Genomic DNA, 11,583 nt, shown 5'->3' with positions numbered 1-11,583 from the left:
GAAAGGATGCAGAGACAATGAAACGATTTTCATGGGGAATATTAGCGGGCCTGACGGCGCTGGCGATCGCGCCGCAGGCGATGGCGGCAACCGGGTGGTGTCAGAATACCGGTAATGGCGGGGCGCCTTTTCAGGATAGCTTTTCATTTATTGAAAGCTTTACTAATCCCTCACAAAATCAGGCCGGAATGGAGTTTTCCCGTTTGTACCACTGGAGTACCGGGGGAACCTACAAGGCAAAGTGTGACTGTGATAGTGCCAGCGGGGTGACGTATTTTAAAGCCACGGTGCCAGGCCTTACCGCGACGCAAAGCCGCAACGGATTAAATTATTACCAGCTAAATAAATACCTGGAAATTGCCACCGAGTTATTTATTGCAGGGGGTGTGAATAAGTATATTCCTACGCCGATTGAGGATAAGAGTAATCAGAATAATCAAGGTTTTGCCTGTAATCCCGGCGGCTCCATTTTTGACACAGGGTCACTGGGATATATTTCGCTTTATTTTACCCGGCCTTTTGTTGGCCAGGTGACGATCCCTCCGACGGTTATCCTGAGTGTTTACGGGACGCGAAAAACGGGCAGCTACAGCGGTATCCCCCTGACGCAAATTTCAATGAGCGGGTCGGTAACGGTTCCGCAGTCCTGCGAGATTAATACCGGTAAAGCGATTAATATTGATTTTGAGGATATTGCCGCCAACCATTTTAAAACCGCGGGCCAGATGCCGAAGGGCTTCTCTCCACATGTTGTTAATATGACGGTGGCCTGTACCAATATTTCCGCCGGGGTAAAAATCGCGCTGTCGTTCCAGGGAATGGCGGATACTAACGATAGCACTGCGCTGGCGACCACCAATCGCGATATTGCGGTGCGCATTGAAAATATTACCGGCGTCAAAATACCGGTCATTTCAGGTCTGCTGCCGGTCAATTTTAATTACCCGAGTCAGACCGGGGACACCACTATGAAAATTTATCCGATTAATACCACCGGGAATTTACCCAGCGGCGGAGGCTTTACCGCTACGGCAACCATTCAGGCAGAAATTGAATAGCAGGAGTAGATAATGAAAAAGACGTTATGGCTGGCATTATTGCTGCCTGTTTTTTCATCCTCGGGCGGGATCCCTTTGAATATTACCGGCAATATTTATTATCTCCCCTGTGACGTCAGTACCGACACGAAGTATCAAGAGGTTAATTTTGGCCCGCTCCTGAATATTGACTTTCAAACGGCCGGCAACGCTTCAGAGTGGAAATCCTTTTACCTGAATGTCGAAAACTGCCCGGCGGGGACAACAAAAGCAACGGTAAAATTTGACGGCGTTATCGACGTTGATGATGCCAGACATTTTGCCAATATGGCCGCCAGCGATGCGGCGCAGAATATCGCACTGCAAATCACCAGTAGCGATCACTCTACTCTTTATAAAAATCAGGACCAGATGAGTATTGCTATCGACGGCAGTACCGGGAAAGGCGTATTCCCGCTGGCTGCCCGTTTATATTCAACCCGGGGTGGAGCAACGGTGGGTAAATTTGAGTCTATTGTACAGCTGACATTTACCTATCAGTAATTTTATAGTCAAATGGATGAAAAGGAATAACGTATGCAGGTAGATACGGAATATCTTAGCGTCAAGGACGTTGAGCGTCTGGTACTTGCTGCACATTATTGTGCGCACCCGGAAAGAAATAGCTGCATGATCCAGATGTGTTTTTTGCACGGTTGTCGGATTAACGAAATTACCGCCTTGACCTTGCGGGATGTCGACCTGTCGCGAAAACGGGTTTATATTCGCCGGGCGCGTCACGGTATCTCTGGGTATCATCCCTTACAACCCAAAGAAATTATCTCATTACAGCGCTGGCTACTGGCCAGAGAGTGTTACCCGGCTCATAACGATTTGCTGTTTATCTCTTCCCGGGGCAATCAGATGACGCGCCAGCGTTTTTATCAAATTATTCGCGAGTGCTGCGAGCTGGCGAAGCTGAAGCAAAATATTCATCCCAGGATGCTGCGCCACGCGTGCGGCTATGAGCTGGGAAAAAAAGGAATTGATGACGACTCGATCCAGGATTACCTGGGCTATCGCAATTTAAAATCTATTCTGCGTTATAACAGCTACGCTGAAGAGTAATGGCTGGCGTATTCGCGGCGTCTCTCTGCCGCGGTACGCCGCTTTTTTATTCTACGCTATACGCCATGAAATCTTCCGCCAGCACGGTAGACGGAAATATCTCTCTGCACTCTGCCAGCAGACGCTGGCAGCCTTCAGCGTCATAGCGAGAGCTAAAGTGGGTGGCGATAAGCGTGCCGACGCCCGCGTCGCGCGCCAGCGCCGCCGTTTGCTGGCTGGTTGAATGCCCGCGGCTGTTCGCTTTTTCCGCCATCGCCTGTTCGAGCGTCACCTCGTGAACCATGACATCCACGCCGCAGGCCAGCTCCCGCGCCGCCTCGCAGGGGGCGGTATCGCCGAAAATAGCCAGCTTCTTACCCGGCGTTGCCGGGCCGAGGTAGCGGCTGCCGTCAATCCGCCGTCCATCTTCCAGCTCAACCGTTAATCCCTGTTTTAAGCGCTGAAATAACGGACCGGGAGGCACGCCTTCGGCGATAAGCTGCGCGGCGTCAAGGGTGCCCGGCTTATCATGCTGTTCGATACGATAGCCGTAGCATTCGACCGGGTGGTTGAGCGGCCAGGCGGTGACCCGGAAGCCGGCTTCATCGAGCACCAGTCCCGGCCCGACTTCGATAATCGTCAGCGGGTAATCGGTCCAGGAGCCGCTGAGGCGCAGCGCGGTTTCCACGAACGCTTTAAGTCCTTTCGGTCCGTACAGCGTCAGCGGCAGAGAATTACCCTGCATCGAGCGGCTGCACAGCAGGCCGGGGAGACCGAAGAGATGATCGCCATGTAAATGCGTAATAAAAATCTTATTCAGCTTGCCGGGATGGTAAGGGGTGCGCAGAAACTGATGCTGAGTTCCCTCCCCGCAGTCGAACAGCCACATCTCAGCCATTGTTGGCTGTTGCAAATTCAGCACTATCGACGTCATATTACGCGTACGGGTAGGCACGCCAGCGGATGTCCCCAAAAAGAGTAATTCCATCGTCCAGTGTCCTTAGGGCGTGAGTCAAAAAACAAAGTATACCCGTCATACTTCAAGTTGCATGTGTGTTGGCTGCACTCGTTCACCCCAGTCACTTACTCATGTAAGCTCCAGGGGATTCGCTCGCTGGCCGCCTTCATGCCACTTGAATTATTTAGGGTTAAAATTAATTAAGGAAGCGCAGATGATTACATGGCAGGATCTTCACCACGGTGAACTGACCGTCCCACAGCTCTACGCCGTGCTGAAATTACGCTGTGCGGTGTTCGTTGTCGAACAAACCTGCGCCTATCAGGACGTCGACGGCGACGATCTGGTGGGGGAGAATCGCCATCTTCTCGGCTGGCGCGGCGATGAGCTGGTAGCCTACGCGCGCATTCTCAAGAGCGATGATGAGTTTGAACCGGTGGTGATTGGCCGGGTGATTGTCAGCCAGGCGGTGCGCGGCGAGAAGCTGGGCTATCAGCTGATGGAACAGGCGCTGGCCAGCTGCCGGCAACACTGGCCGCAAAAGGCTATCTATCTTGGCGCCCAGGCGCACCTGCAAAAATTCTACGCCAGCTTCGGTTTTGTGCCGGTGACCGAGGTTTACGACGAGGACGGCATCGACCATATCGGCATGGCCTTCGAAATCGCCACCCACTAACCGCCGCGCTAATTAAAAACCGCTCCCTCATCGTGGGTACTGCTATTCCTCAGTAGTACCCCGTATAATGTGGGGTTTTTACTCCGTGGAGGTTTGCGTGCTGTCTGTATCCACCGCGCTGGAAAGCCTGTATCGCTGCCTGGATGAAGCGTTCCCGCACTTGCCCGGTACGCGAATTTTCGATATCCCCTTCGCGCTGAATGACGCATTTGATCCCCTTCTGTGGTGCACGCATCAGCCGCAGTGGCCGCAGTTCTACTGGCAGCAGCGCAGCGGCGATGAAGAGTTGGCCGCGCTGGGGGCGGTGCAAATCTTTGCTTCCCTTGAGCAGGCGCACGCTTTTTTGCGCCAGCAGGGGCGTGACGATCTGCGAATTTGCGGCCTTAACGCCTTTCATCCTCAGCAGGGTCTGTTGATCTTACCGAGGCTGGAGTGGCGTCGACTGGGCGGCAGCGCCACGCTACGCCTGGTGTTATATAGCGAGACCTCGCTCCGCGACGATGCCCGTGCGGCACGTGAATTTCTCGATTCGCTGGTGGCGAAACAGGCGCAGACTACCGCGATGCCCTCTCTGCTGAGCGAACAGCATTTCCCGGCTTATCCGCAGTGGCGAGAGCTGATTGCGCAGGCGACGCAGGCGATAGCGGCGGGGGAGATGGATAAAGTGGTGCTGGCTCGCGCCACCGATTTGCACTTCGCCGCCCCGTTAAACGCCGGAGCGATTATGGCGGCCAGCCGCCGCAGCAACCTTAACTGCTTCCACTTCCTGATGGTCTTTAACGCGCAAGAGGCCTTTATGGGCTCTACGCCGGAACGGCTGTGGCGGCGTCGCGGGGCGCTGCTGCGTACCGAAGCGCTGGCGGGAACCGTTGCCAGTCATGCGGACGATCGCCAGGCGCAGCGTTTGGGTAGCTGGCTGATGGCCGACGATAAGAACCAGCGCGAAAATATGCTGGTGGTGGAGGATATCTGTCAGCGGATGCAAGGGGAGACCCGCGCGCTGGAAGTCCTGCCGCCGCAGATTGTCCGTTTGCGGAAAGTACAGCATCTCCGGCGCTGTATTTGGGCCGAGCTGGAGAAGCCTGACGATGCCCGCTGCCTTCATCAGCTCCAGCCCACGGCGGCGGTTGCTGGTTTACCGCGCCGGGTTGCGCTGGATTTTATCACCCGTAATGAGCTTTTTACCCGCGGCTGGTATGCAGGCTCCGCCGGCTATCTGTCGCTGGCGCAAAGCGAATTTTGCGTTTCTCTGCGTTCGGCGAAAATCGAACAGCGTACGCTCAGACTCTACGCCGGTGCGGGGATCGTCAGCGGTTCCGACCCGGAGCAGGAGTGGCAGGAAATTGAAAATAAAGCCGCGGGATTGCGTTCGTTACTGCTGTCAGAAGTATAGAGAAAACGATGCATATCAAAACGGCAACAGTTTGCTTTATCTATACTTAGCCTCAATATTTGATACTGGACAAATTCATGTCTGTAAGCGCATTTAACCGACGCTGGGCGGCGGTGATCCTTGAAGCATTGACGCGCCACGGCGTGCAGCATATCTGCATTGCGCCCGGATCGCGCTCGACACCTTTAACCCTGGCGGCGGCGGAAAACCGCGCATTTATTCACCATACCCACTTTGATGAACGCGGCCTCGGCCATCTGGCGTTAGGGCTGGCGAAAGCCAGCGGTCAGCCGGTGGCGGTGATTGTGACCTCCGGTACCGCGACGGCTAACCTCTATCCGGCGCTGATTGAAGCCGGGCTGACCGGTGAAAAACTCATTTTACTGACCGCCGACCGGCCGCCGGAGCTGATTGACTGCGGCGCGAATCAGGCGATTCGCCAGCCGGGCATGTTTGCTTCGCACCCGTCGCAGACGCTATCCCTGCCGCGTCCGTCGCAGGATATCTCCGCCCGCTGGCTGGTCTCGACCCTCGACCAGGCGCTCGGCGCGCTACACTGCGGCGGCGTTCATATTAACTGTCCGTTTGCCGAACCGCTGTATGGCGATATGGACGACACCGGCGCCGAGTGGCAGCAGCAGCTCGGTGATTGGTGGCAGAGCGACAAGCCCTGGCTGCGTCACTCTCTGCATCTGGAAAGTGAAAAGCAGCGCGACTGGTTTTTCTGGCGGCAGAAACGCGGCGTGGTGGTCGCCGGACGGATGAGCGCGGAAGAGGGCGTCAAGGTGGCCGAGTGGGCGAAAACCCTCGGCTGGCCGCTGATTGGCGATGTGCTCTCGCAAACCGGGCAGCCGCTCCCCTGCGCCGACCTGTGGCTGGGCAACGGCAAGGCGGTCAGTGAACTGGCGCAGGCGCAAATCGTTGTTCAACTGGGCAGCAGCCTGACCAGCAAACGCGTTTTGCAGTGGCAGGCCACCTGCGAACCCGAAGAGTACTGGCTGGTGGATAATTTGCCGGGGCGACTGGATCCCGCCCAGCATCGCGGTCGCCGGCTGGTGTGCGCCATCGACCGCTGGCTTGAACAGCATCCGGCGGAAAAACGACAGCCGTGGCCCACCGTCATTCCCGAGCTTTCGCGCCAGGCATGGCAGGCGGCGGTCGCCAGCAGCGAGGATTTCGGCGAAGCCCAGCTGGCGCAGCGAATCCGGCGCTATCTGCCGGAACAGGGCCAGCTGTTTGTCGGCAACAGCTTGGTGGTGCGCTTAATTGACGCGCTGTCGCAGCTACCGGTAGGTTACCCGGTCTACAGCAATCGCGGGGCCAGCGGAATAGACGGCCTGCTGGCGACGGCGGCCGGGGTACAGCGCGCCAGCGCGCGTCCGACGCTGGCTATCGTCGGCGATCTTTCGGCGCTTTACGATCTCAACTCGCTGGCCCTGCTGCATCAGGCCTCCGCGCCGCTGGTGCTGATTGTCGTCAACAATAACGGCGGGCAGATTTTTTCCCTGCTGCCCACGCCGCAGGAGCAGCGCAGCCAGTTCTATCTGATGCCGCAGAATATCCATTTCGCGCACGCGGCGGCGATGTTCAATCTGACTTACCATCGCCCTGCGGACTGGAATGAGCTGGAGCAGGCGCTGGACGTTGCCTGGCGAGGACCCGGCGCGACGTTGATTGAGCTGGCGGTTAATGAAACCGACGGTACGCAAACGCTTCAGCAGCTGCTGGCGCAGGTGAGTCAGCTATGACGCTGCACGCGGTGGCTGAAAGCGGCCTGCCGGGCTATCCCTGGCTGGTCTTTTTGCACGGTTTTGCCGGGGATAGTCATGAGTGGCGCACGGTGGGGCAGGCGTTTGGCGCGTATCCGCGTCTCTATATTGACCTGCCTGGCCACGGCGGATCGGCGCATATTACCGTCAACCATTTTGCCGATGTCAGCGAGCTGATTAAGAATACGCTTAATAGTTACAACATACTTAAGTACTGGCTGGTGGGATACTCCCTCGGCGGACGGGTGGCGATGTTCTATGTCAGCCAGCCGCGCGAAGGGCTCTGCGGGCTTGTCGTCGAGGGGGGGCATCCGGGCCTGGGGGATGATAACCAGCGTAGGCTGCGCCGGCACAGCGATGCCGCCTGGGCTGAACGCTTTCGCCGCGAGCCGCTGACCCAGGTCTTTGCCGACTGGTATCAGCAGCCGGTCTTCGCTTCCCTGGACGCAGCGCAGCGGGCGGCACTGGTTGCGCTACGCAGCCGCAATAACGGCGGAGCGTTGGCGGCGATGCTGCAGGCCAGCTCGCTGGCGGAACAACCCGATCTGCGCGCGTCGTTACGGGCGCGCGATTTCCCTTTTCATTACCTTTGCGGCGAACGCGACGGCAAGTTTCGCGCCATCGCCGATGAACTCTCCGCCACCGCGCACGTGATTAATCATGCCGGACACAACGCGCATCGGGAAAACCCCGATGCTGTCGTGGCTTGTCTGGCGCAGTTTTTAGCGAGTTAACCGAAGGACACTTTATGATCTCTCTTGATGAAGCCATGCTTTACGCCCCGATTGAATGGCAGGACTGCTCCGAAGGCTACACCGACATTCGTTACCAAAAATCGGCGGACGGGATTGCCAAAATTACCATCAACCGCCCGCAGGTACGCAACGCTTTCCGCCCGCTGACCGTCAAAGAGATGATTCAGGCGCTGGCGGATGCCCGCTATGACGACAATATTGGCGTCATCGTTCTGACCGGTGAAGGCGATAAAGCATTTTGCGCCGGCGGCGATCAGAAAGTCCGTGGCGACTACGGCGGCTACCAGGATGATTCCGGCGTTCATCACCTCAACGTTCTCGATTTTCAGCGCCAGATCCGCACCTGCCCGAAACCGGTGGTGGCGATGGTGGCGGGGTACTCCATCGGCGGCGGCCACGTCCTGCATATGATGTGCGATCTGACTATCGCGGCGGAAAACGCCATCTTCGGGCAGACCGGCCCGAAAGTCGGCTCTTTCGACGGCGGCTGGGGCGCCTCCTATATGGCGCGCATCGTCGGGCAGAAAAAAGCCCGTGAGATTTGGTTCCTGTGCCGCCAGTACGACGCGCAGCAGGCGCTGGATATGGGGCTGGTGAATACGGTGGTGCCGCTGGCGGACCTGGAAAAAGAGACCGTGCGCTGGTGCCGGGAAATGCTGCAGAACAGTCCGATGGCGCTGCGCTGCCTGAAGGCGGCGCTGAACGCCGACTGCGACGGCCAGGCGGGACTGCAGGAGCTGGCGGGTAACGCCACCATGCTGTTTTACATGACCGAAGAGGGTCAGGAAGGGCGCAACGCTTTCAATCAGAAGCGCCAGCCGGACTTCAGCAAATTTAAACGGAATCCGTAATGCGGCAGGCGCAGGTCTACCGCTGGCAGCTACCGATGGACGCGGGAGTGGTGCTGCGTGAACGGCGGTTAAAAACCCGCGATGGTTTGCTTCTGCGCCTACGCGACGGCGAGCGCGAAGGCTGGGGGGAAATATCTCCCCTGCCCGGATTCAGCCTGGAAACGCTGGATGAGGCACAGGCTGCGCTGCTGGCGTGGGCGAGCGCCTGGCGCGATGGCGAAGAGGGCGCGTTGCCAACGCCGCCGTCGGCGGCTTTCGGGGCGAGCTGCGCACTGGCGGAACTGTGCGGCGAGCTGCCGCAGGCGGCGGACTATCGCGCGGCGCCGCTCTGCGCCGGCGATCCGGACGAGCTGTTCGCCAGGCTTTCGCTGATGCCCGGCGAAAAAGTCGCTAAGGTCAAAGTCGGCCTGTATGAGGCGGTGCGCGACGGCATGGTGGTCAACCTGCTGCTGGAGGCGATTCCCGATCTGACGCTACGCCTCGACGCTAACCGCGCCTGGACGCCGCTGAAAGCGCAGCAGTTTGCCAAATACGTGGATCCGCACTATCGCAGCCGCATCGCCTTTCTCGAAGAACCCTGTAAAAACCGCGATGATTCGCGCGCTTTCGCCCAACAAACGGGTATCGCTATCGCCTGGGATGAGAGCCTGCGCGAGGCGGACTTTACCTTTGCCGCCGAGCCGGGGCTGCGGGCGGTGGTGATTAAACCGACGTTGACCGGCAGTCTGCAAAAAGTGCGGCAGCAGGTGGCGCAGGCGCATGCCCTGGGGCTGACGGCGGTCATCAGTTCAGCCATTGAGTCGAGCCTTGGCCTGACGCAGCTGGCGCGAATCGCCGCCTGGCTGACCCCGGACACGATCCCCGGTCTGGACACGCTGAGCCTGATGCGTGCCCAGCTGGTGCGCCGTTGGCCGGAAAGCGAGCTGCCGTGTCTGAACGTTGATGAGCTGGAACCGCTGCTGTGACCTTTAGCGACTGGCCCTGGCGCCACTGGAGGCGGCTGAGGGAAGAGGCTCAGCCGCTGCGCCTGAACGAGCGGCGGCTAAGCTGGCGGGAACTGTGCGCGCAAATTGATGCGCTGGCGGGGGGATTTCACGCCCAGGGCGTTCGCGACGGCGATGGCGTGCTGCTTCGCGCTTACAACCAGCCCGATGCTCTGCTGGCGTGGCTGGCCCTCCTGCAGTGCGGCGCGCGCGTCCTGCCGCTGAATCCGCAGCTGCCTGCTCCTCTGTTGGTGGAACTGCTGCCGTCTCTGGGACTGCGCCACGCGCTGGTGCTAAACGGCGGCGACCTTCCGGTGGCGCTTAATTCATTAGCGTTGTGCGCCGGCGACGGCGTGCACGCGGTCGCCTGGCGAGAAGATCGTATCGCGTCCATGACGCTAACCTCGGGGTCGACGGGACTACCGAAAGCGGCGGTGCACGCTTTTCGCGCCCATCTTGCCAGCGCAGAAGGCGTGCTGGCGATGATACCCTTTGCGCCGCAGGACGACTGGCTGCTGTCGCTGCCGCTGTTTCACGTTTCCGGCCAGGGGATTCTCTGGCGCTGGCTGTTAGCTGGCGCAGGCCTGACGGTACGCGACAAGCAGCCGCTGGAACAGGCGTTACGCGGCTGTACCCATGCCTCTCTGGTGCCGACCCAGCTCTGGCGCCTGCTCAGCGGCGACGCCGAGGTGTCGTTGAAAGCGGTTCTGCTCGGCGGCGCGGCGATCCCGGTGGCGCTAACCGAGCAGGCCGGTAAGCGCGGTATTCGCTGCTGGTGCGGCTACGGCCTCACCGAGTTTGCCTCCACGGTATGCGCCAAGGAGGCGGACGGCCTGGCGGATGTCGGGCAGCCGCTGCCGGGGCGCGAAGTGCGGATTGTCGATGGTGAAGTGTGGCTGCGGTCGGACAGCATCGCCGCAGGCTACTGGCGCGATGGGCAAATTGTCCCCCTCGCTAATGCCGACGGCTGGTTCGCCACTCGCGATCGGGGCCGGCTGGAGCACGGCAGGCTGACTATCCTCGGACGAGTGGACAACCTCTTTTTTAGCGGCGGAGAAGGTATTCAGCCGGAAGAAGTGGAGCGGGTGATTGGCGCTCATCCGTGGATTACGCAAGTTTTCATCGTGCCGCAGGATGATGCGGAGTTTGGCCAGCGGCCGGTGGCGGTGGTGGAGTGCGGCGAGAATGACGACCCGTCCGCGCTGGCGGGCTGGTGCGCCGATAAGCTGGCGCGGTTTCAGCAGCCGGTGCGCTGGCTGCGGCTGCCTGAATCGCTGAAAACCGGCGGAATTAAAATTTCCCGCCGGGCGCTACGTGACTGGGTCAACCAGCAGGCGATGCCCGACTCAGACGCGCTGGACGGTCAGTAGCTGCTTCGTATGCCAGCGGCCCAGCGCTAAAACGGTGGTCAGCGCGCCGAGCAGGGCGCAAAACATATCCGACTGGGTATCCCAGGGATCGCCCTGGGTGCCGAGAAACTCATCCGCGCCCTGTCCCAGCGCCAGCGCCGCCCACCATTCGATCAGTTCATAGACGGCGCTAATCGCCAGCGCAATACAGCAGACCACGAAACCGAGCATTTTACGCCCGTGAACGTAGCCGCCGCGCAGCAGAATCTCCCGCGCCGCCAGCGCCGGCACCAGCCCCTGGAAAAAGTGCCCCAGCTTGTCATAGGGGTTACGGCTCAGTCCCAGCCACGCCTGTACGTCAAAGCCGATGGGCACTTTCGCGTAGGTGTACATACCGCCGACCATCAAAATGATGGCATGGAAGAAAATCAGCGTGTAAAGCAGCGGCGTTAGCGGATAACGCGAGCGCGTGGCCAGCAAAAGCGGAACGATGATAATCACCGGCGTCACTTCCATCAGCCAGGTGAGCTTATCCCCTGCGCTGATACCGGTGTAAACAAGCATCAGGGCCAGCGCCAGCGCGGCGAATGTTAACCCCGAACGGGATGCGGCGACGGTCATAACGGATCACCAGAAAGTTAAAACGATAACTATCAGGCAGATGTGGTGGAAATTCAACGTATACCGTCATTGGCGGCGCTGAGCGACCGCCAATGACGTTGAGCA

General features: G+C 59.1%; 12 protein-coding genes. 10 read left to right on the top strand and 2 right to left on the bottom strand.

What is annotated here, in order from left to right:
- Positions 1-17 precede the first annotated feature (17 nt).
- From MKleb_RS19080 to MKleb_RS19070, 3 genes are read left to right on the top strand one after another with little or no spacing between them, the layout of a single operon-like run.
- Complete coding sequence (locus MKleb_RS19080) at positions 18-1,058, top strand: fimbrial protein (protein ID WP_025106682.1); 1,041 nt, start codon at positions 18-20, stop codon at positions 1,056-1,058.
- A gap of 12 nt (positions 1,059-1,070) precedes the next feature.
- Entirely contained in the window at positions 1,071-1,580 is a 510-nt protein-coding gene (locus MKleb_RS19075; protein ID WP_025106683.1) for a fimbrial protein, read from the top strand.
- 33 nt (positions 1,581-1,613) lie between these two features.
- The gene (locus MKleb_RS19070) at positions 1,614-2,144 is read left to right on the top strand and encodes a tyrosine-type recombinase/integrase (protein WP_025106684.1); all 531 of its coding nucleotides are present in this window, start codon (positions 1,614-1,616) and stop codon (positions 2,142-2,144) included.
- Positions 2,145-2,190: 46 nt separating this feature from the next.
- On the opposite strand, the gene rnz is transcribed toward MKleb_RS19070, so the two are convergent.
- Complete coding sequence (gene rnz / locus MKleb_RS19065; RefSeq protein WP_014230243.1) at positions 2,191-3,111, bottom strand: ribonuclease Z; 921 nt, start codon at positions 3,109-3,111, stop codon at positions 2,191-2,193.
- A gap of 184 nt (positions 3,112-3,295) precedes the next feature.
- Here rnz and MKleb_RS19060 point away from each other — a divergent pair, with 184 nt between their 5' ends.
- From MKleb_RS19060 to menE, 7 genes are all read left to right on the top strand, one after another.
- Entirely contained in the window at positions 3,296-3,757 is a 462-nt protein-coding gene (locus MKleb_RS19060) for a GNAT family N-acetyltransferase (protein ID WP_004852808.1), read from the top strand.
- Between the two features lie 97 nt (positions 3,758-3,854).
- The gene (menF, locus tag MKleb_RS19055) at positions 3,855-5,150 is read left to right on the top strand and encodes an isochorismate synthase MenF (protein WP_025106685.1); all 1,296 of its coding nucleotides are present in this window, start codon (positions 3,855-3,857) and stop codon (positions 5,148-5,150) included.
- A 77-nt stretch (positions 5,151-5,227) separates the two neighbouring features.
- Positions 5,228-6,898, top strand: a complete 1,671-nt coding sequence (menD, locus tag MKleb_RS19050; protein ID WP_025106686.1) for a 2-succinyl-5-enolpyruvyl-6-hydroxy-3-cyclohexene-1-carboxylic-acid synthase — start codon at positions 5,228-5,230, stop codon at positions 6,896-6,898.
- The gene (menH, locus tag MKleb_RS19045; protein ID WP_025106687.1) at positions 6,895-7,653 is read left to right on the top strand and encodes a 2-succinyl-6-hydroxy-2,4-cyclohexadiene-1-carboxylate synthase; all 759 of its coding nucleotides are present in this window, start codon (positions 6,895-6,897) and stop codon (positions 7,651-7,653) included. Before menD ends, menH begins: the two co-directional genes overlap by 4 nt.
- A 14-nt stretch (positions 7,654-7,667) precedes the next feature.
- Positions 7,668-8,525, top strand: a complete 858-nt coding sequence (gene menB, locus MKleb_RS19040) for a 1,4-dihydroxy-2-naphthoyl-CoA synthase (protein ID WP_004123101.1) — start codon at positions 7,668-7,670, stop codon at positions 8,523-8,525.
- Positions 8,525-9,490, top strand: coding sequence for an o-succinylbenzoate synthase (menC, locus tag MKleb_RS19035; RefSeq protein ID WP_025106688.1), 966 nt, complete (start codon positions 8,525-8,527; stop codon positions 9,488-9,490). Before menB ends, menC begins: the two co-directional genes overlap by 1 nt.
- Complete coding sequence (menE, locus tag MKleb_RS19030; RefSeq protein WP_025106689.1) at positions 9,487-10,878, top strand: o-succinylbenzoate--CoA ligase; 1,392 nt, start codon at positions 9,487-9,489, stop codon at positions 10,876-10,878. Before menC ends, menE begins: the two co-directional genes overlap by 4 nt.
- Here menE and MKleb_RS19025 read toward each other — a convergent pair.
- Positions 10,855-11,478, bottom strand: a complete 624-nt coding sequence (locus MKleb_RS19025; RefSeq protein WP_025106690.1) for a DUF2238 domain-containing protein — start codon at positions 11,476-11,478, stop codon at positions 10,855-10,857. The genes menE and MKleb_RS19025 overlap by 24 nt on opposite strands.
- Positions 11,479-11,583 lie beyond the last annotated feature (105 nt).

The sequence above is a fragment of the Klebsiella sp. PL-2018 genome, assembly GCF_019048985.1.
Taxonomy (GTDB): domain Bacteria; phylum Pseudomonadota; class Gammaproteobacteria; order Enterobacterales; family Enterobacteriaceae; genus Klebsiella; species Klebsiella michiganensis.
This window is presented reverse-complemented; position numbering and strand designations above follow the sequence as displayed.